This is a genomic window from Paenibacillus sediminis (assembly GCF_017873765.1).
GTDB classification, from domain to species: domain Bacteria; phylum Bacillota; class Bacilli; order Paenibacillales; family Paenibacillaceae; genus Paenibacillus_AG; species Paenibacillus_AG sediminis.
On record NZ_JAGGKP010000009.1, the window covers coordinates 44,265 to 63,787 of the forward strand.

Below are 19,523 nucleotides of genomic sequence, written 5' to 3' on the forward strand. Positions count from 1 at the left end.
TGAAGAGGTATTGGAAGGGTACAATCAAGGGAGGTATATGTCATGTCAGGAAAAGATCATTTTTCTATCGCCCGCAGCCTTCAAGTTGGGGGCAAAAATTATCGCTATTACAGTTTGCAAGCGCTTGAAGAGCAAGGTTTGGGTCAAATCTCCAAACTGCCTTTCTCTATTAGAGTGCTACTCGAAGCTGCTGTTCGCCAATTTGATGGCAGAGCGATTACGGAAGAACATGTCAAACAACTGGCAACATGGAACGTGCAAAGAGAGGACAAAGAAATTCCGTTCATCCCAGCGCGTATTGTGCTTCAAGACTTCACAGGCGTTCCTGTTGTTGTCGACCTCGCAGCAATGCGGGATACGGTGAAAAAAGCAGGCGGCGATCCAAAACAAATTAATCCGCTTGTTCCAGTTGACCTTGTTATTGACCACTCTGTTATGGTCGATGCTTTCGGTTCCAAAGATGCTCTTGAATATAATATGAAAGTTGAATTTGAACGCAATGAAGAGCGGTACCGCTTCCTTCGCTGGGCACAAACGGCTTTTAACAACTTCCGTGCAGTCCCTCCCGCAACGGGTATCGTTCACCAAGTGAACTTGGAATATTTGGCTTCCGTCGCTGCTACGAAATCTGTAAACGGCGAAACTTTTGTTTATCCTGACTCCCTCGTTGGTACGGACTCTCATACAACGATGATCAACGGCCTTGGCGTTGTCGGTTGGGGCGTAGGCGGTATCGAAGCAGAAGCAGGCATGCTCGGTCAACCTCTCTACTTTGTCACTCCTGAAGTCATCGGCTTCAAGCTGACAGGAAGTCTCGGTGAAGGCGCAACTGCAACGGACCTTGCGCTTACTGTCACAGAAATCCTTCGTAAAAAAGGCGTTGTCGGTAAATTCGTTGAGTTCTTCGGTCCAGGTCTTGCTAACATCAGCCTTGCTGACCGTGCAACGGTAGCTAACATGGCTCCAGAATACGGCGCAACAATCGGCTTCTTCCCTGTCGATAACGAGACACTGAACTATCTGCGCAGTACAGGTCGTCCAGAAGAGCAAATCAAGCTTGTAGAAGAATACTACAAAGCACAAGGTATGTTCCGTACGAATGAGACCGCAGACCCTCAGTTTACAGATATTATCGAGCTCGATCTTGCTTCTGTAGTACCAAGCTTAGCTGGTCCTAAACGTCCGCAAGACCGTATTGAGCTTACTCAAGTAAAAGATAACTTCAACAAAATTATTCGTACCCCTATCGATAAAGGCGGATACGGTCTGACTGAAGAGAAGATCGAGCAAAAAGTGCCTGTTACACATCCTGATGGTTCAGTAAGTGAACTTAGCGCAGGTGCAGTCGTGATTGCCGCAATTACAAGTTGTACGAATACGTCTAACCCAAGCGTTATGGTTGGCGCAGGCTTACTTGCTAAGAAAGCTGTAGAACGCGGTCTAACTAAACCAGGCTATGTGAAGAGCAGCTTAACACCAGGATCGCTCGTCGTTACGGAATATTTGCAAAAAGCTGGTCTGATCGAGCCGCTTGAAGCGCTCGGATTCCACGTTGCTGGCTATGGATGTGCGACTTGTATCGGTAACTCCGGTCCTCTTCCAGACGAAGTGAGCAAAGCGATCACTGACAATGATTTGACCGTTGCAGCTGTTCTGTCTGGTAACCGTAACTTCGAAGGACGTGTCCATGCTCAAGTGAAAGCAAACTACCTGGCTTCTCCGCCGTTAGTTGTCGCTTACGCACTGGCTGGAACCGTGAATATCGACTTGCAAAAAGATCCAATCGGTTACGATCAGAACAATGAGCCTGTCTACTTGAAAGACATCTGGCCTACTTCTGCGGAGATTAAAGAAGCGATTGCTAAGTCCATCACTCCAGAAATGTTCCGCAGCAAATATGAAAATGTGTTCACGGCGAATCCACGCTGGAATGCGATTGACGTGCCAGAAGGCGAATTGTATGAATGGGATCCGAAATCAACATATATTCAAAATCCTCCGTTCTTCGCCAACCTTGGTGATGGACTAGACGATATTGAAGATATTCGTAAAGCGAATGTCCTTGCACTGCTCGGCGATTCTGTTACAACTGACCATATCTCGCCAGCTGGCAGCATTTCGCCAACGAGCCCTGCTGGATTGTACTTGAAAGAGCACGGCGTTGAGCGTAAAGATTTCAACTCTTACGGCTCCCGCCGCGGTAATCACGAAGTGATGATGCGCGGTACATTTGCGAACATCCGGATCCGCAACCAAGTAGCGCCAGGAACAGAAGGCGGCGTAACCACATATCTGCCAACAGGTGAAGTGATGTCCATTTACGACGCTTCTATGAAATATCAAGATCAAGGTCGTAATTTGGTAGTCATTGCAGGTAAAGAGTACGGTACAGGAAGCTCCCGCGACTGGGCAGCCAAAGGAACGTATCTCCTCGGCGTCAAAGCTGTCATTGCAGAAAGCTTTGAACGGATTCACCGCAGCAACCTTGTAGGTATGGGTGTACTTCCACTTCAATTCCAAGCAGGTCAAAATTGGAAATCACTTAACCTTACTGGACGTGAAACGATTGACATTGTCGGCCTAAGCAACAATATTAAACCAGGTCAGACTCTCTCCGTTAAAGTAACTCGCGAAGACGGTACAACGTTCGAATTCCCTGTTACCGTTCGTTTGGACAGTATGGTAGATGTAGATTACTATCATAACGGCGGTATTCTGCAAACGGTACTTCGTCAAATGATCGCTAGCAACTAATTTATTAATGAAAAGCCCTAGGACATAGGTTCTCTCTCATGAACCTAATGCCCTAGGGCTTTTTTTGTTCTTGTTGACCTATTTCATCATAATTCCCATCGCTTTCGCCGATTCAATCAGAACTGGCGCGAATTGGTGCAGCGTATCTACTGACAACCTGCTCACAGGCCCCGACACCGATAAGGCAGCCGCTACTTTACCTGTGCGGTCAAAGATCGGTGCAGCTACCGCTGCCGCTCCTGGTTCGCGTTCCTCATAGCTCGTTGCGTACCCGTTTTCACGAATTTGTTCTAACTGTTTCATATACTCTTCTCTCGTAATGACAGAAGACCATTCCAGGCTGTCAAGTATCGCTTGTTGATCTGCCGGTTCCGCAAAGGCTACGAGCACTTTACTCGATGCCCCTACCGTTAATGGAAGACGTGCTCCGACTGGCGCAACCCGGCGAATAGGCTGGTTGCTTTGCACAGCTTGAATGCGAATTCTTTCGTTGCCATCTCGAAGATAGAGACTTACCGTCTCTCCTAGCTGATCACGAAGACGTTCCATTTCAGGAAGAAGGAGAACAGCGGGATCGTCGTCTTGCGACAAATGATTTGAAAGCTCCCATATTTTTATGCCAAGACGATATTTCTCGGTTGCATGATTACGAATAACGAACCCTCGTTCTTCTAAAGTGTTCAGCAATCGATGAACTGTACTTTTATGTAAATCAATTTGTGCCGCAATTTCTGTTAAGCTCAAATCTGTATTTTTCGTAAAACACATTAAAATATCAAGCGCTCGCTCCACCGCACGAACCGTTAATTTACGGTCTTCCATGAACAATCGCTCCTTTCATGTTTCATCACATGAAACTTAGTTACATAAATTATAACGAAATATGTTATGCGAGTAAAGCATGCCATATTCTACATTACAATCCTATTACAATCGCATTACAAATGTCCTAGAATCATTGACTAAAGTACTAGGCGTGCATACGATTATAAGAAAGATATGTATTTTTACGACATTTTTTGACTGCGAGAATAGGAGGCAGAAGATATGATAACCCAGAACCAGGTCACATTACCGTCACTGCCGTCACTGCCATCATTGCCTTCTGATGTTACGCAGACTCCCTCTACACGATCTACTGGTATAATCAAGTGGAAGCATGTGATGATCGCACTGCTTTTCTCTCTTATTTTCTTCGTTATATTTTGTTTTGTTGCACTTCATGCATATATTGCGTGGGTATTGTCCAACCCAACCGTTGCACCCGTATATTCCAATCCTAAGCTTGCCAAAGGGATGGAATACGACAATATTACTTTCCCATCTCTCGATGGAAGCCGCATGCTGCAAGGTTGGTATATACCCGCTGCACATTCTGATAAAACGATTGTATTCAGTCATGGGTACGGAGCTAATCGCGAGGAGACATGGGTGCCAATGTATGATTTGGCCCACTTTGCTCATAAGCTGAATTTCAACGTCATTATGTTCGACTATGGTTTTGCATCCCACGACAGTAAAGGCGTAGCTACAGGAGGCAAGACTGAAGCTCAGCAGCTCCTCGGCGCGATCCAGGTGGCAAAGCAGCGCGGAGCGAAAGAAATAGTCGTATGGGGCTTCTCCATGGGCGCTGGCACAGCCCTGCAAGCTGGACTCATTAGCAAGGATATTGACGCTATGATTCTTGACAGCACTTTTCTACTAGAACCAGATACTCTCTATCATAATATTAAGCAGCAAATCGATTTGCCGCGTCACCCTTCACTCGAAATACTAGAAACGTTATTCCCTGTACTGAACGGAACAAGTCTCGAACAGATTCCTTACAATAAAGTAAAAAATGAACATTACGACTTCCCTATTCTATTCATTCACGGTACGGATGATAACAAGGCACCTTATAACATTGCAGAGAAAATTGCTGCGAACCAGACGAATCCTCTCTCTAGTGAATGGATTGTTAATGGCGGAAAGCACGAGCTTATTTTCCGTCAGCATCCTAAACAATATTTGCGCCGCGTCTCTACATTTCTGAGCCAAGTAAGACTATTTGAAAGCCAAAAGCAGAATTCCATCTAAGGGATTCTGCTTTTTTGCTCTGTACTCATAGGCCAACCCTTCCTCCGAATAAAATAATATAGATGAACAGTTTGTAGGGGGGAGGTTAATCTTTTTATGTTGTATATTTACGGGTCTCTATTACCGCTGCGTATTTTAGAGGAAATAAGATTCTGGAAAGAGCAAGAGAAAGAACATACAGAAGTCATTAAGGCGATGGCACCGAATCTTGAACAGAATTATGTTAAGCTGCTCGACAGTTGGCATATTGTGTTTACTCAGACCGAGCAGGTCTCTCAAAATTTACTGAATTCCGCTATGCAATCACCTCACTCGGCAGGAGATCCGCTGCTTAGACAGATCGAGCAGCTTCTCCAAACCTCTTTTCGCCAATCTCAAGAATTTATTCGGCACTTGCATGTACTTATGGACCAAAGTGCAGCAATTAAACAAAATGAACTATCAAAGACCGTCATCCTTCATATCATACGAGAATCCGATTATTTTCTAAATGTGCTCGAACGGTTAAATCAACCAGGCGCCATCGCTCAAAATATTTCAGGAGCGCCATCAAATCCTTCGTTAGAGGCAAGATCGGATTTGAAACTGCCAAAAGAAAAGGCGAATATAGACCCCGAAGTGCATAACAGTCCTGTTCCAATCGGTCAGCATCAGCTGCCGCCGTTAAATTATCCATATAACGCGCTCGAGCCGTACATTGATGAGCAAACGATGCGGATTCATCATGATAAGCATCACCAAAGCTATGTCGACGGGCTGAACAATGCTGAGAAAAAGCTGGCAGAGGCACGTAAAACAGGCAATTTCGATCTCGTGAAGCATTGGTCGCGTGAGCTCGCATTCAACGGAGCTGGACATTATCTGCACACTATTTTTTGGGATATTATGAATCCGAAGGGCGGCGGTAAACCTACTGGGGAGCTGAGTGAACAAATTACTAAAGACTTTGGAAGCTTCGAAGCATTCAAGAGGCAGTTCAGCGAAGCAGCAGAAAAAGTAGAAGGAGGCGGCTGGGCTATACTCGTATGGAGTCCGCGCAGCCAACATTTAGAAATTCTTCAGGCTGAGAAACATCAGAATTTATCGCAGTGGGATGTCATCCCTCTCCTTCCGCTCGACGTCTGGGAACACGCATACTACTTAAAGCATCAGAACAACCGCAAAAAATATATTGAAGATTGGTGGAACGTCGTTTACTGGCCGAATGCAGCATCTAGATACCAGCAAGCTAAAACATTAAAATGGACCCCCTATTAATAATGCAAAAATGCAAAAAAGGGCCCTACTCCAACGGTTGGAATAAGGCCCTTATTCACGCTTTAATTTTATATTAACGATAGAAACTCAGCTCTTTGGGCAGCATCAGTACGGAATGAACCGCGTACGGCAGACGTTACTGCTTTGCTCCCCGGCTTCTTAACTCCGCGGGCGCACATACATAGATGTTCACCTTCAACAACGACCATAATGCCTTCTGGATGCAGTACCTCTTCAATAGCATCTGCAATTTGTGAAGTGACACGTTCTTGTACTTGAAGACGCCGAGTTACCGCTTCCACTAACCGAACGAATTTGCCAAGTCCAGCAATTTTACCGCTCGGAATATAGCCGATATGCACTTTGCCAAAGAAAGGAGCCATATGATGTTCACACTGACTGTAATAGACAATGTCTTTAACGATCACCAAATCATTATGTATTTCATCTAATGGTTCGCCAAGCGCTTCACGGGGATCGACTTCATAGCCAGCAAAGATTTCTTCGAACATATCCGTGACGCGAGCAGGCGTATCCTTCAGCGCATCGCGCCCCACATCTTCACCGATCAAGCTTAAGATTTGCCGAATATGTTCTTCAATTTTCGCACGGTTATTTTGGACAGTCTTATTAATATTGTCATTGACCCCCGCCACAGCACTTCCTCCTACCTAACTACATCATTTCTTTTTACGATTTTGGCCCGGAACCGGCATTTTTTGATTTTTCATCATTTGTTGAGCACGTTGCATTTGTTTGCTGTTCAAATTGTAGCCCATTTGTTTAGCCATTTTTTGCAGCATTTGCGGGTCATTTTGCATCTTCTCAAGCTGCTTGCGCAGATAGAAAGCACCGATAAAGAATCCCCCGACTAAGCCTACAATTAGTGTAATAATTGGAATTACGACACTCATTCTTCTGCCACCTCAATAATTCAATTGTTTTTCTATTTATCAATATACATACGAATTATAATAGCATTTCATCAATCTGCCAGCAAATTGTATTTTAACCCAGCACAGCCTCGATAAAGACGGTTGTCTCTTTCGCTAGATCAACTTCCTTAATTTCAAGGTCATCACCTGAACCCCTGGCAATATGAACGACTGGGCGGCCTGGCAATCCGCGGTGCTGACGAACGACAACCCCTATTTCTTTGGTAGAAAGCCTCACGGAAGTACCATTCGGATATAAGGAAATAATTCTTGTGAATTGATACAATACATCATGGTCCAGTTCAATTTCAGACATGGCCATTATTTTCTCGCAAGCCTCGTGCGGTAACACCGGGTTCTCTAGAGAGCCAATCAAATTGTCATAGGTGTTCGCTACCGCGACGATTTTGGCGTACAAATGGATTTCATCTTCAGATAATCCACGGGGAATACCCTTTCCGTCAATTTGCTCATGATGCTGAAGAGCGACGTGAGCAATTAATAAATTAAATTCACGTTTCGCTTTGAGAATTTCAAAGCCGCGCCAAGTATGATGCGTTTTGACACCAGCAATGATACCGGCAATAACGGATTCCTCTTCTGAATGGTTGACCTTACCGATATCATGCAGCAATGCACCGATCGCAAGATCTTTCAGCTGGGAGTAATTCAGTCCCATATTCGTTCCGATCATGGAAGCGATTAGGCATACATTCATTGCATGAACATACTGAGCATTATCTCCTGTACGGATATCCGTCAGCTGAATAAGCAGCTCTTTGTTACTAAGTACATCTTCAAGCAGTTGATCAACACTAACGCTGATCTTCTTCGTACTCCATTCTTTCCCTGAGCGTACCGCCTTAAGTGTCTCGCTCATCTCGCGAATAACCGTTTTCTTGGTCGCATCACTCAGAACTTCTTCAATCTCTATGTCTCCAAAATCAGGATCTTTAATGTACAGCATAGTTACGCCAATACGCTTCAATTGGTTGATCATAAAAACGGTCAGCTGAACGCCTGATGATAAAAGAACTGTACCGTTGCTTGAATAAACCGTTTTACCGAGATATTGCCCTGGTTCTACATTTTCAATGTTTACATACCTCATTGGTGCATCCTCCGCATCAAGACCCTAAATTCTACTTTTTATCTCACGCCTTCTATCTCTAACAACTTTTCTTTGACTTGTAGCCCGCCAGCATAACCTACTAATTGTCCATTAACACCGATTACTCGGTGACAAGGAATGATGATCGGAAGCGGATTACGATTGTTGGCTCCTCCAACTGCCCGCACCGCCTTAGGCTTACCAATCGTTTCAGCAAGCTGTTTATAAGAACGAATTTCTCCGTAAGGGATCGTTCTTAGCGCCTCCCATACTTTGAGCTGAAATGGTGTACCTTGCATATCTAAAGGGATATCAAAGTGTAGAAGCTCGCCCGCAAAATACTGATTAAGCTGGCCCATGACTTTCTCTAGTCGTTCAGCAGATCTTATAAAATGCACCTCTCTGAACCAGCGCTTTGCCCACAATTCAAGAACAGGGAGATTGTCCGCATAAGAGCCGAACTCAATATGACATAGGCCAACACTAGTTGCGCACACTGTTAAAAGGCCTATTGGAGTTTCCATTTCTTCGTACCAAATGGTCATTTTAGGCTGTCACCCCGCAGTATATTTCTCGCTCTTTCCAGCCGCTCCAGCACTTCACTGTCTTGTTCACGCTGGATCGCCATTTCAATTGCCTCTGCTGCTTCTGGTCCTCCAATTCTGCTTAGAGCCCATGCTGCAGTACCTCGAATTTCAGGGCGTGGATCTTTTAGTAGTACTTCTTTTAATTTCGGCACGGAAGCCTGATCTTTGAAGTTCCCGAGTGCAATTATTGCATTTCGTTGGATTGGTTTCTTTCCTCGCCAAGCTGCTGCGCTGTCCCCGAACCGTTCCTTGAACTCCTTATTGCTAAGATCCAGTATAGGAAGCAGCAGTGGTTTCGCAACTTCCGGATCCGGCTGAAGCTCCTCATGATGAGTCCAGTTCTTCCCTTTATTTTTCGGGCAGACGACTTGACATGTATCACATCCGTACAATCTGTTTCCAATGACCTTCATAAACTCCTCATCCAGAAGTCCCTTGGTCTGAGTAAGAAAAGATACGCAGCGCTGTGCGTTCAGCTCACCCGTTCCGATCAGCGCTCCTGTCGGACAAGCATTAACGCAGATTGTACAATCGCCGCAACTCTCTGTTACCGGAGAGTCTGGCGGAAAAGGAATATTCGTAATCATTTCGCCGAGATAAATCCACGAACCCCATTCTGGTGAAATAATCATTCCATTTTTACCTGCAAATCCAATACCTGCCCTCTCGGCTACCGCACGGTCTGACAATGCCCCCGTATCCACCATGCTTTCAATCCGAGCATCAGGTACGCGTTCACGAATAAAATTCTCGAGACGTTCCATCGCTTCGCGAAGGACATGATGATAATCTTTGCCCCAAGCGGAACGCGCAAGAATCCCTCGGTAATTACCGGGTTCTGACTTCGGCGGGTTCTTCATCTTCGAAGGATATGCAATGGCGATGGCAATAATAGAAGCAGGTTCAGCCAAAGTTAGCTCTGGACGAACCCGCTTCTCAATATCCGGCTCCTCAAATCCGGATTCATATCCTTTGGCCCGATGCTCGAGCAGGATTGCTTTTAATGAAGTAAACGGATCTGCCGAAGCAAAGCCAATCTGATCAATTCCTAAAGATGGCGCCGCTTCTTGAATGTCTTGTTTTAATTTCTCCCACACAGACACTTGATCTGCATTTGCTGTAAATGACTGCGCCATCTGCTTCACCCCCAATCTTGCAGTAGATTTATATGTTAAGACGTTATCCGTTTAATCGCTTCTCTTGCTAAAAAGTCACAATGGTTGTTAAGTTCGTTATCGCTATGACCTTTTACTTTGATATACTCGACTTTATGCTTTTGCATCAGCTGCCACAACTCTTGCCACAGCTCCTGATTTTCTACGGGTTGATTTTTACTGTTACGCCATCCGTTCTTAAGCCAGTTATAGATCCATCCTTGCTTGAAGCAGTTCACCACATAAGCGGAATCGCTGTATACTTGCACGGAGCACGGCTCTTTTAGTTGTTTGAGCGCCCCAATAACTGCCATAATTTCCATACGATTGTTCGTCGTCATCGGTTCACCACCTGACAGTTCCTTCCGATGCTCTCCAAATAGAAGAACTGCACCCCATCCACCAGGTCCTGGGTTCCCAGAGCAGGCACCGTCGGTATATATCATAATTTGTTTCACCGTTCGCTCCTCCATTTTTACGCTTTTCTAAATATGACATAATAATAGAAAAGCATATCTCCACACCATTTGCAATGGTTTGAGAAGATATGCTAACGATAAGAAATATTGTATAAAGACTATACGCTTTCTATCTAATAGAGATTCGTTACATTAAATAGATACGATGCTCAATTTTTGAAAAGCAGCTAAGATTCGGTTGGTCCCGTATCCCATCGCTTCATAGAGCGGCATAGCCATCTGATTATGTTCATCACCTACAATGTAGATTTGGCTTACATTGCGTTTCTGGAATTTGTGTTCCAATGCAGTGACCAACGTCTTGCCGATACCTTTCCTTCTATAATCAGGATGAACAGCAATTCGATAAATACAACCAAAATTGTGATCAATCGTACCGATCAGAACGCCTACAATCTCATCTTCATCCTCTGCGATGATAATGAGATCTGAATCCCAAGAAAGTTGTCTGGCGAATGGTCTCATTGTGTTTTCATAACATTCTTCCGACAAAGCCACTTGTAAAAGTTCTGTCACTTGAGTGACATCACTTAACTGAAAGGAACGAACATGCATAATTCAATCTCCCTTTTCATTTACATAGAACATAATCTTATTACGAGAATAAAAGTTAATATAACACTGTTTATAGTTAATTAAACCACACTTATCTCGAGAATTCACCTGTTTTCTTATGAAAGCGCTTGATTTGAAGCGTTTACATTATATTAAAATGATATTTTACATATATTGTGATTTTTTGTTGAATAATATTTAGCAAAAATGTTAATTATATGTATGTTCATCAGCCGTTACACCCCGTTTACGATTCACAACTGGTTTGCGAACTTTTTATACATAAATGTTGATTTACTTCTAGAATTAAGGTTTAATATTTTTAGCGGGTCCATTTTCTAGGTTTTTAGACGGGATGGATTCGATATTATGAATATCAGGAGGAATTTAACTATGGCATTTCAATTACCACCACTACCTTACGCTGCAAATGCACTTGAACCTCACATTGACGAGCAAACCATGATTATTCACCATGATCGTCACCATAATACTTATGTAACGAACTTGAATGCAGCTCTAGAAAGCGCTCCTGAACTGCAAGGTAAAAGCTTGGAAGAACTAATCGGCAACCTTGATGCAGTTCCAGAAAGCATTCGTACAGCTGTTCGCAATAACGGCGGTGGACATCATAACCACAGCTTGTTCTGGGAAGTTATCGGACCTAATGGCGGCGGTGCTCCTACTGGCGCTTTGGCCCAAGCAATTGACAATGAACTTGGCGGATTCGATAAATTCAAAGAAGATTTCGCAAAAGCAGCTGCAACTCGTTTTGGAAGCGGCTGGGCTTGGCTCGTTGTAGATAACGGCAAACTTGCAATTACAAGCACTCCTAACCAAGACAGCCCAATCATGGAAGGCAAAACTCCTATCCTTGGTCTAGATGTATGGGAGCATGCATACTACTTGAAATATCAAAACAAACGTCCTGACTACATAGCTGCATTCTGGAATGTAGTAAACTGGGCTGAAGTGGGCAAACGTTACGAAGCAGCGAAATAAGCTATCTAGTATACAACTTTCCCGCTTAGTAAACAAGCTGGCGCCTGTTGAATCAGGCGTCAGCTTGTTTTAATGGGAATCAAAGTATGAGTTCAAAATTTTAATAAATACATTAGGAAAGGCGTACCCCTCCATATCTTCCTGACGAATCCAGCGATATTCTCGTTCATCTTCCTCTCGATTGGAATCATATGATGTACGTTGCTCCGCGACAAAGGCCGCTGCTGCGTCTTGCAGCTTAGACTTGAATACTCGCATATTCCAATGAATATGACTAAACGTATGCTCTGCATCCATGAAATGCATAATCGGTCTTACGTATAACCCTTCTTCCTCAGAGAGCGCCCCAGCTAAGCGGTCCATGGCCGGACCTTCCGGCAGCGCAGCTCCTTGATCTGGAGACGAAGCAGATGCGAGCACATGCGGCAATTCCCACATCCGCGCAAGCAAGCCGCTGCTTGGCCGCTGACGAATGAGGACGCGACCTTTATTCACCCCTTCTCCCTCTATAAGAGCCGCGAGACGATATTCGGGTCTGGGTTTCTTCGCCTTTGTCTTCATCGGAAGTGACTCCTCTTTCCCTTCAAGCCGCCCTTCACAATGCTCCATGACTGGACAAGTAAGACAATGAGGCGACTTGGGCGTGCAGACGAGCGCTCCGAGCTCCATAAGAGCTTGATTAAAGTCTGAAGCGCGGCCCTCAGGAATAAGCTCTCTTACGAGGTCTTCCATATGGGCGCGTGTGCTTCCTTTCATAATATCTTCTTCAATGAGAAAATATCGCGATAACACCCTCATCACGTTTCCATCCACTGCCGGCTCAGAACGATTAAACGCAATGCTCAGAATCGCACCCGCTGTATACGGCCCAACTCCTTTTAAAGCAAATACGGCCTCTCGATCATTCGGAATTTGACCGCCGTGCAGCTCTTTCACTTGCTTTGCCGCATGCTGCAAATTTCTTGCCCGAGAATAATATCCGAGACCTTCCCAACTTTTGAGCACATCCTCTTCAGGAGCGTCAGCCAAAGATTCAACGGTTGGAAAACGTTCGATAAATCGGTTAAAGTAGGGGATGACGGTGTCTACACGTGTTTGTTGAAGCATAATTTCAGACACCCATATATAATAAGGATTTCGGTGGCGTCGCCAAGGTAAATCCCGTTTATTTTGTTCGTACCATTCTAATAAATGACTGCTAAAATATCGTTTTTGTTCACTCTTTTGCATGGATTCTCCTTTCATTTTTCTCAACAACAACAAATGTGGAAGCAAGCTCCGTCTGATGAGAAATGCTTAAATGAATAATATATTGAGGTTCATCAGGCAAGCGAAGACGTTCCCAGGCGTGTTCTGACAACTTAACAATCGGCTTTCCAGAATCATCAGGTAAAATTTCAATATCTTTAAAGCCAATGATTTTACCGATTCCAGAGCCAAAGGCTTTCGCTACTGCTTCTTTGGCAGAGAAACGGCCGGCTAGAAATTCCACTACTTTTGAGCCTCTTTGCTTAGCCAATTCCTGCTCTGCCCCTGTTAATATACGCTCCATAAATTTATCTCCGTACGGACCGTTCATTAATAGTTCCACTCGCTTAATCTCAAGCACATCATGGCCGATACCATAGATCATCCCGTACACCTACTCCTCTTTCAGACATACTGTTCATATTGTAACAATCTATGACGGACATTGCCATTCATAAGTGCATGAAATGTATAGCAAGAGAGCAAGAAACGTCAAAATTTTCCGAATCGAAGTCGATATAATAATAACTACAGACCGGTCTGGAGGTAATGAATGAATAGTATTGCGCGTATTCAGCTAACCCTCGATTACATTGAGGATCATCTTAGTGAATCCATATCGTTAACCGATTTAGCGAAAATTGCTTCTTACTCAGAGTATCACTATCACCGCATGTTCCAGCAGTTCGTTGGCGAGCCTGTCATGAGCTACATGCGCAAGCGCCGCCTCTCCCGTGCTGCTGAGGATTTGATCTCTTCTTATAAAAGAGTGATTGATATCGCCTTTGATTACGGGTATCAATCACATGAGACATTTACACGCGCATTCCGAAAAACATTCGGCATGATGCCTACCGAATGCCGCAAGCGCGGTCAATGTCCAGAGCTGTTTCCTAAAGCATCTCTTCACGCACTAATGCTATATCAAAATCAAAATTTTGGAGGTATTATTATGGAAGCTAGAATCGTCGAATTGGGTCCATTGAAAGTAACCGGGTATGCAGTAGAATCAACCGTAGAGAATGGGAAAAATCGAGAAGATATTCCGGCATTTTGGCAACATTATTTAAAGAATAATTTAGCTGGCACCATCCCAGGCAAAAGAAATGAACATGTTGAGCTCGGCGTTTGCACCGAATTTACGAATGACGGTAAGTTCAAATATGTTATTGGCTACGAAGCAGATGAACACGTCCAAACATCCTCTGATCTTGTGAAAATTGAAGTGCCGGCTGCTACTTATGCGGTCTTCACTACGCCCAAGGCAGCCCCTGAGCAGTTCAGCTCCTCCATTCATCAGACATGGGATGCGATCTTCTCCGAATGGTTCCCGCATTCAGGATACGAACATGCACACTCGCCTGAATTAGAATGGTATGATCACCGTTCACTTGGACCCGATACTCAGCAAATGGATATTTATATCCCTGTGATCAAGGTTAAGGAATAGTCAAAAGCACAAAAAAGCCATCTTAGCGTAACCTGCTAAGATGGCTTTGCTGTTAAGTATTCTATTAAATACCTGGAATGCTGCTGCGTTTATGTTCGGACCTCATATAATAGCTTTCCAGACGTTCCTTCGCTTCTGGACGAATTTCTTTGCCTTCTAAATAGTCACTGTTCTCGTCATAAGTAATACCGAGCTCACCCTCATCCGTTTGCCCTTCCCAAAGACCAGCCGTCGGCGCTTTATCAAGCACACTTTGCGGTACACCAAGGTATGCGGCAATTTGACGAACTTGACGCTTATTCAGCGTACTGAGCGGCGTAATGTCTACAGCTCCGTCACCCCACTTCGTATAGAACCCAGTAATGGCTTCAGAAGCATGGTCAGTCCCGACAACAAGCAGTTTTAGTTCAAAAGCTAATGCATACTGCGTCACCATGCGGATTCTCGCCTTCACATTCCCTTTGCCTTGATAGCTTATATGGCGAGGCGTTCCAAGGTCCTTAAAGCCTTGTTCAACTTCAAGCACCACTTCGTTCACCGCATCTTCGATGTTCGTCTCTACTGTATATTTAAGCTGAAACGCCCGTGCTACTGCATAGCTGTCCTCGATATCGACTTGCGTCCCGTAAGGCTGAAATACACCAAGTGTCATGTACTCTTCGCCTGTTTCTTCCGTTAACTCATCTGTTGCCTTCTTGCAGAGACCTGTTGTCACGGCACTGTCAATTCCGCCGCTAATGGCGATAAGCAGACCTTTGGTTCCTGATTTGCGTATGTACTCTTTCAAAAAATCAACACGTTTGCGTACTTCTTCCTCAGGATTAATTGTCGGTTTTACACCCAAACGGGCAATGATCTCTTCTTGTAAACTCATTGCTAAACACCTGCCTTAATAGTATGAATCAATCAAGTAAAAAGCCCCACTACTCGGGTTACCGAAGCTGCGGGGCGATGCTGTCATATCCTCTTACCGGCACAGACGGTCAAAAGCGCTAGTTAAATCTGCAGCAATTTCTTCTGCTGAACGGTTCTCCACTTGATGACGTTCAATGAAATGAACGAGTTCTCCGTCTTTCATCAAAGCGATGGAAGGTGAAGATGGCGGATAAGGAGCGAAATATTCACGTGCTTTCGCAGTTGCTTCTTTATCTTGTCCGGCAAACACCGTAAATAGATGATCCGGTACGATATCATGCTGCAGAGCTTTGGCAACACCAGGTCTTGCCAGGCCAGCCGCACATCCGCAAACGGAGTTGACAACAACTAGAGCTGTTCCTTTCACATTAGGAAGATTCGCTTCCACTTCTTCAGGAGTACGAAGCTCCTTAAATCCGATATTTGTCAGTTCATCCCTCATCGGTTGAACCATATCTCTCATATATTGTTCAAAAGACATGGACATTTACTTTCACTCCTTATTACAAACGTTAGAATGTTACAAAAGGTAACTAATCTACCTCTTATTATACATTCAAGTGATGTGAAATGAAAGCAACGAATAAGGAACTGACACACGGATATTAGGTAGAAGGACGGTTAGGTCCTGTAAGTTTTTTATTTTGCCCTTGTGTTTGGTTTTGACGATTTTTATTTTGCTGTTCTTGCTGTTCTTGCTCCTTGGAGCGATTATCCATGGAGGGCACCTCCTTTCGGGAATCAATCTAACCTATTATGACTCCGTACAGGGCAAATTATCCATGAGGAGCGTTCTTAAATACGACTGCAAAAGTTGTGCCTCTTCCCTCTTCCGAATCCACCACAATCGTGCCGTTATGTCGTTCCGCAATACTAATACAGAGTGCCAAGCCAAGACCTGTCCCTTTCGCTTTTGTCGTGTAGAAAGGTTCGAACAGCTTGTCTTGCACAGGCTTTGGAATTCCAGGACCTGTGTCGCTGACTCTAAGCTCCACATTGTCTGCAGCTGCGATCGTCTCGATCGTTAACACGCCTCTGTCTTCCATCGCCTCCATCGCATTGCGCGACAAATTGAGCAGAAGCTGCTTTATTTCTTTAGAATTGAGCTGCATGTCTGGGACATGCTCAGAAAGCTTGAGTTCGATGCTTTGACCTCTTAAATTCGCATCAGCCCATAGAAGCGGACTTAAATCATGAATAATATCATGCAGATGACATTCTTCCTTCTCCACGATTCGATTTTGGGCAAGCGACAAAAAGTCACTAATAATACCGTTGGCTCGGTCAAGCTCTTCTAGTACGATTTTATAATAATGATCTAAGGAACTTGGACTCTTCTCACGCATAAGCTGCATGAACCCTCGTACTACAGCCATAGGGTTTCGAATTTCATGGGTGATGCTAGCCGCCATTTGTCCGACTAAACTAAGCCTTTCTGCATGTCCAAGCTCAGAACGCAATAGTTCGAGCTCTGTAATATCCTGGCCAATTACAACAGCTCCAGTAACTTCATCGGAGTAACTTTTCAAAGGATATGAACTGATAAGATATGTATGCGAACCGTCATATACCAGTTCATTGGCAGTATCTGTACCTTCCAGCGCTTTTTCAATTCCTGTCGGAATCGATGTTAACACCATCTGCAATACACGAATCAACTCTTGCCCTATCAACTGCTCTTTAACTAGCGCCTGTAGCTTCCCCTTGTCCCTAATAAACTGCAGCAGCGGAAAATTTACCGATTGAATTCGTCCGAAGCGATCAATAGATGTGATGCAAAAAGGAATTCGATCTGTAATTTGGCGCATTTTCTCCACTTCGACAATATAACTATCTGATATGCGTCTAATCTGCTCGCGCAGTTCAATTCTCTCAAGCGTCATCTCAATAAGATAGATCATAAAGCAGCCTGTCACGACATAAGCAACTAAATAAAACACGGAGTCTGCTCTCGTGAAAATAGTCCAGCCTGCCCTGCTCTCGACAATGGGAGAAACTAGCAAGAGAGAGGCGCCGATAAATACATAAATTGAAATCTTTTGTAATTTGATAAGGAGACATTTTCTATTAAAGTGTGTAACAGAAAGAAAGAGAAGCGGATATACGAGAACCCCTGTATCCAGCAAAAAGCTGGGAAGATTCACGTCGTCCGTAAATAACAGATAGAGCACAATATAGAAAACGACAAGCAAAACGCCATTTCTGTACTTGCTGTACAATATGCCCACAAAAAGCGGCAGCAACCCTAGGTTGATCGTTACAAAATCTAATAGACTGCTGGAAAACAAAAAACAAAGCAGTATGCTTAATCCGCAACAAATGGACAGTACCATTCGAAAGCTCTGCTTGAGATGATGACTAGATCCCTGACTTAACCGATTCCACCTTTCCATAACTATAGAGAAACATACTACAGAAGATGCTGTTATGAGTACTTGCAGTAATATTTCTTTAACAGCGGAATGAATAATCGCAGGTCCCCCCCTAACTGAGCTGTTCGAATCGTTGTTCGATATGTATTTCGATTAAAACACATAAGGTAATTAATTACAATATACCCAGCAAACTACTTTTGACATTGAAATAAATATAGATAAAGGTTGTTTTTAAACTTCAGCAAAGTCGTTTACAATAACAATAAGATTTGATATACAACAATATGGCTTGCAAATATGAATGATATAAAGGAGTTTTCCATGAAAACATATGATGTCATCGTCATCGGAGGAGGACCTTCGGGACTTATGGCCTGTATCGCTGCGGCAGAAAGAAAGGCGTCTGTCCTCTTGATAGATAAAGGAAATAAGCTGGGCCGTAAACTGGGCATATCTGGCGGTGGCCGGTGCAACGTAACGAATGTGAAGGAAACAGAGGAGCTGATTGCACATATTCCGGGTAACGGCCGATTTTTATACAGCGCTTTTCAGCATTTTAACAACCGCGACATTATCGCTTTTTTCGAGAAATTAGGCATTGCGTTAAAAGAAGAGGATAATGGACGAATGTTCCCGGTATCCGATAAAGCAAAGACGGTCGTCGATGCACTCGTTGGTAAAGTACAATCTCTTGGTGTAGACATTCTCGTCAATCAACCTGTCCGGGAAGTGTTGTACAATGAACATTCTGTAACTGGCGTAAGACTTGAGTCAGGGAAAACGATCGATGCGAAGAACGTTATTATAGCAACGGGCGGTAAATCTGTCCCTCATACCGGATCGACTGGTGACGGATATCCTTGGGCCGAAGCAGCCGGTCATACGATTACAGAGCTTTACCCAACAGAAGTACCCATCACGTCCCAAGAGAAATGGATACAGAGCAAGGAGCTGCAAGGGCTGTCTTTACGAAATGTCGAGCTGTCTGTCCTGAATCCAAAAGGAAAAACGGTAATTAAACATTACGGAGATATGATATTTACCCATTTTGGCATTTCCGGACCGATCGCCCTTCGCTGCAGCCAGTTCATTCGACAAGTTCAGAAAAAATTCGATGTTCGAGAAGTAACGATGAGCATCGATTTGTTCCCTGGTTATTCGGCGGCTTCATTACAAGATGAGCTCTATAACAAATTAAAACAAGAACCTAAGAAGGCGCTGAAAAATGTGCTGAAAGGCATTATTCCCGAGCGGATGCTGCCTCTGCTTCTGTCTAGAGCGCAACTGCGCGAAGACGTGACGTTCGACCATTTGCCTAAAGAACCGTGGATGCGGTTCATAGAAGAACTGAAAAACTTTACATTTAAAGTAAACGGGACCCGTTCTCTTGAGGAGGCCTTTGTGACTGGAGGAGGCGTCAACCTGAAAGAAATTTCACCGAAAACGATGGAATCTAAGCTCAAATCAGGTTTATTCTTCTGCGGTGAGATTCTCGATATTCACGGTTATACTGGCGGATATAATATTACTGCGGCTTTCTCGACCGGGTATACGGCAGGGAAGCATGCGGCAGAAAGAGTACAAGAGCAAGTAGAAGGGTGATAGATGAAAGGCGTACGATC

At 44.2% G+C, this 19,523-nt stretch carries 18 protein-coding genes and 1 pseudogene; 6 read left to right on the forward strand and 13 right to left on the reverse strand.

Annotation, left to right across the window (positions count from 1 at the left end; all coding sequences use genetic code 11):
• Positions 1-42: 42 nt before the first annotated feature.
• The gene (acnA, locus tag J2Z20_RS14380) at positions 43-2,754 is read left to right on the forward strand and encodes an aconitate hydratase AcnA (protein ID WP_209851726.1); all 2,712 of its coding nucleotides are present in this window, start codon (positions 43-45) and stop codon (positions 2,752-2,754) included.
• A gap of 78 nt (positions 2,755-2,832) precedes the next feature.
• Here the strand turns inward: acnA and J2Z20_RS14385 are convergent, their stop codons facing one another.
• Complete coding sequence (locus J2Z20_RS14385; RefSeq protein ID WP_209851729.1) at positions 2,833-3,576, reverse strand: IclR family transcriptional regulator; 744 nt, start codon at positions 3,574-3,576, stop codon at positions 2,833-2,835.
• Between the two features lie 225 nt (positions 3,577-3,801).
• On the opposite strand from J2Z20_RS14385, the gene J2Z20_RS14390 reads away from it, so the two are divergent.
• The gene (locus J2Z20_RS14390; protein WP_209851732.1) at positions 3,802-4,833 is read left to right on the forward strand and encodes an alpha/beta hydrolase; all 1,032 of its coding nucleotides are present in this window, start codon (positions 3,802-3,804) and stop codon (positions 4,831-4,833) included.
• Between the two features lie 96 nt (positions 4,834-4,929).
• The gene (locus tag J2Z20_RS14395) at positions 4,930-6,090 is read left to right on the forward strand and encodes a Fe-Mn family superoxide dismutase (protein WP_209851735.1); all 1,161 of its coding nucleotides are present in this window, start codon (positions 4,930-4,932) and stop codon (positions 6,088-6,090) included.
• Positions 6,091-6,158: 68 nt separating this feature from the next.
• Here the strand turns inward: J2Z20_RS14395 and folE are convergent, their stop codons facing one another.
• From folE to J2Z20_RS14430, 6 genes and pseudogenes are all read right to left on the reverse strand, one after another.
• Entirely contained in the window at positions 6,159-6,746 is a 588-nt protein-coding gene (folE, locus tag J2Z20_RS14400; protein ID WP_209851738.1) for a GTP cyclohydrolase I FolE, read from the reverse strand.
• 24 nt (positions 6,747-6,770) lie between these two features.
• The gene (locus J2Z20_RS14405; RefSeq protein WP_209851741.1) at positions 6,771-7,004 is read right to left on the reverse strand and encodes a YneF family protein; all 234 of its coding nucleotides are present in this window, start codon (positions 7,002-7,004) and stop codon (positions 6,771-6,773) included.
• Positions 7,005-7,098: 94 nt separating this feature from the next.
• A complete protein-coding gene (locus J2Z20_RS14410) occupies positions 7,099-8,136 on the reverse strand; it encodes an HD-GYP domain-containing protein (RefSeq protein WP_209851744.1) in 1,038 nt (345 codons plus the stop codon).
• A gap of 38 nt (positions 8,137-8,174) precedes the next feature.
• Positions 8,175-9,859 (reverse strand): annotated as a pseudogene (queG, locus tag J2Z20_RS14420) (tRNA epoxyqueuosine(34) reductase QueG).
• A gap of 35 nt (positions 9,860-9,894) precedes the next feature.
• On the reverse strand, positions 9,895-10,335 hold the full coding sequence (rnhA, locus tag J2Z20_RS14425; protein ID WP_209851750.1) for a ribonuclease HI: 441 nt from the start codon (positions 10,333-10,335) through the stop codon (positions 9,895-9,897).
• Positions 10,336-10,488: 153 nt separating this feature from the next.
• Positions 10,489-10,911, reverse strand: coding sequence for a GNAT family N-acetyltransferase (locus J2Z20_RS14430; protein WP_209851753.1), 423 nt, complete (start codon positions 10,909-10,911; stop codon positions 10,489-10,491).
• Positions 10,912-11,304: 393 nt separating this feature from the next.
• Between J2Z20_RS14430 and J2Z20_RS14435 the strand changes: the two genes are divergently transcribed.
• A complete protein-coding gene (locus J2Z20_RS14435; RefSeq protein WP_209851756.1) occupies positions 11,305-11,913 on the forward strand; it encodes a superoxide dismutase in 609 nt (202 codons plus the stop codon).
• Positions 11,914-11,982: 69 nt separating this feature from the next.
• Here the strand turns inward: J2Z20_RS14435 and mutY are convergent, their stop codons facing one another.
• On the reverse strand, positions 11,983-13,143 hold the full coding sequence (mutY, locus tag J2Z20_RS14440) for an A/G-specific adenine glycosylase (protein ID WP_209851758.1): 1,161 nt from the start codon (positions 13,141-13,143) through the stop codon (positions 11,983-11,985).
• Entirely contained in the window at positions 13,130-13,546 is a 417-nt protein-coding gene (acpS, locus tag J2Z20_RS14445; protein ID WP_209851761.1) for a holo-ACP synthase, read from the reverse strand. Before acpS ends, mutY begins: the two co-directional genes overlap by 14 nt.
• A 168-nt stretch (positions 13,547-13,714) precedes the next feature.
• On the opposite strand from acpS, the gene J2Z20_RS14450 reads away from it, so the two are divergent.
• Positions 13,715-14,611, forward strand: coding sequence for an AraC family transcriptional regulator (locus J2Z20_RS14450; RefSeq protein ID WP_209851764.1), 897 nt, complete (start codon positions 13,715-13,717; stop codon positions 14,609-14,611).
• Between the two features lie 64 nt (positions 14,612-14,675).
• On the opposite strand, the gene nadE is transcribed toward J2Z20_RS14450, so the two are convergent.
• From nadE to J2Z20_RS14465, 4 genes are all read right to left on the reverse strand, one after another.
• Positions 14,676-15,485 (reverse strand): ammonia-dependent NAD(+) synthetase, encoded by an 810-nt coding sequence (gene nadE / locus J2Z20_RS14455; RefSeq protein WP_209851772.1) that lies wholly within the window; start codon positions 15,483-15,485, stop codon positions 14,676-14,678.
• 93 nt (positions 15,486-15,578) lie between these two features.
• Positions 15,579-16,013 carry a BrxA/BrxB family bacilliredoxin gene (locus tag J2Z20_RS14460; RefSeq protein WP_209851778.1) on the reverse strand — a complete coding sequence of 145 codons (435 nt, stop codon included), beginning with the start codon at positions 16,011-16,013 and terminating at the stop codon, positions 15,579-15,581.
• 118 nt (positions 16,014-16,131) lie between these two features.
• Positions 16,132-16,245: a spore protein gene (locus J2Z20_RS18380; RefSeq protein WP_415640035.1), complete on the reverse strand. Its 114-nt coding sequence runs from the start codon at positions 16,243-16,245 to the stop codon at positions 16,132-16,134.
• A gap of 57 nt (positions 16,246-16,302) precedes the next feature.
• On the reverse strand, positions 16,303-17,859 hold the full coding sequence (locus J2Z20_RS14465; protein WP_209851780.1) for an ATP-binding protein: 1,557 nt from the start codon (positions 17,857-17,859) through the stop codon (positions 16,303-16,305).
• Between the two features lie 363 nt (positions 17,860-18,222).
• Here J2Z20_RS14465 and J2Z20_RS14470 point away from each other — a divergent pair, with 363 nt between their 5' ends.
• Positions 18,223-19,503, forward strand: a complete 1,281-nt coding sequence (locus J2Z20_RS14470) for a BaiN/RdsA family NAD(P)/FAD-dependent oxidoreductase (RefSeq protein ID WP_209851781.1) — start codon at positions 18,223-18,225, stop codon at positions 19,501-19,503.
• Positions 19,504-19,523: the final 20 nt, after the last annotated feature.

Excerpts from the sequence above, each read along its gene's own strand:
- J2Z20_RS14470 (WP_209851781.1), top strand. The coding sequence starts at position 18,223 with ATGAAAACATATGATGTCATCGTCATCGGAGGAGGACCTTCGGGACTT.
- J2Z20_RS14435 (WP_209851756.1), top strand. The coding sequence starts at position 11,305 with ATGGCATTTCAATTACCACCACTACCTTACGCTGCAAATGCACTTGAA.
- J2Z20_RS14405 (WP_209851741.1), bottom strand. The coding sequence starts at position 7,004 with ATGAGTGTCGTAATTCCAATTATTACACTAATTGTAGGCTTAGTCGGG.
- J2Z20_RS18380 (WP_415640035.1), bottom strand. The coding sequence starts at position 16,245 with ATGGATAATCGCTCCAAGGAGCAAGAACAGCAAGAACAGCAAAATAAA.
- J2Z20_RS14390 (WP_209851732.1), top strand. The coding sequence starts at position 3,802 with ATGATAACCCAGAACCAGGTCACATTACCGTCACTGCCGTCACTGCCA.
- J2Z20_RS14410 (WP_209851744.1), bottom strand. The coding sequence starts at position 8,136 with ATGAGGTATGTAAACATTGAAAATGTAGAACCAGGGCAATATCTCGGT.
- J2Z20_RS14450 (WP_209851764.1), top strand. The coding sequence starts at position 13,715 with ATGAATAGTATTGCGCGTATTCAGCTAACCCTCGATTACATTGAGGAT.
- J2Z20_RS14395 (WP_209851735.1), top strand. The coding sequence starts at position 4,930 with ATGTTGTATATTTACGGGTCTCTATTACCGCTGCGTATTTTAGAGGAA.
- J2Z20_RS14385 (WP_209851729.1), bottom strand. The coding sequence starts at position 3,576 with ATGGAAGACCGTAAATTAACGGTTCGTGCGGTGGAGCGAGCGCTTGAT.
- mutY (WP_209851758.1), bottom strand. The coding sequence starts at position 13,143 with ATGCAAAAGAGTGAACAAAAACGATATTTTAGCAGTCATTTATTAGAA.
- J2Z20_RS14430 (WP_209851753.1), bottom strand. The coding sequence starts at position 10,911 with ATGCATGTTCGTTCCTTTCAGTTAAGTGATGTCACTCAAGTGACAGAA.
- J2Z20_RS14465 (WP_209851780.1), bottom strand. The coding sequence starts at position 17,859 with ATGGTACTGTCCATTTGTTGCGGATTAAGCATACTGCTTTGTTTTTTG.
- J2Z20_RS14460 (WP_209851778.1), bottom strand. The coding sequence starts at position 16,013 with ATGTCCATGTCTTTTGAACAATATATGAGAGATATGGTTCAACCGATG.
- acpS (WP_209851761.1), bottom strand. The coding sequence starts at position 13,546 with ATGATCTATGGTATCGGCCATGATGTGCTTGAGATTAAGCGAGTGGAA.
- nadE (WP_209851772.1), bottom strand. The coding sequence starts at position 15,485 with ATGAGTTTACAAGAAGAGATCATTGCCCGTTTGGGTGTAAAACCGACA.
- acnA (WP_209851726.1), top strand. The coding sequence starts at position 43 with ATGTCAGGAAAAGATCATTTTTCTATCGCCCGCAGCCTTCAAGTTGGG.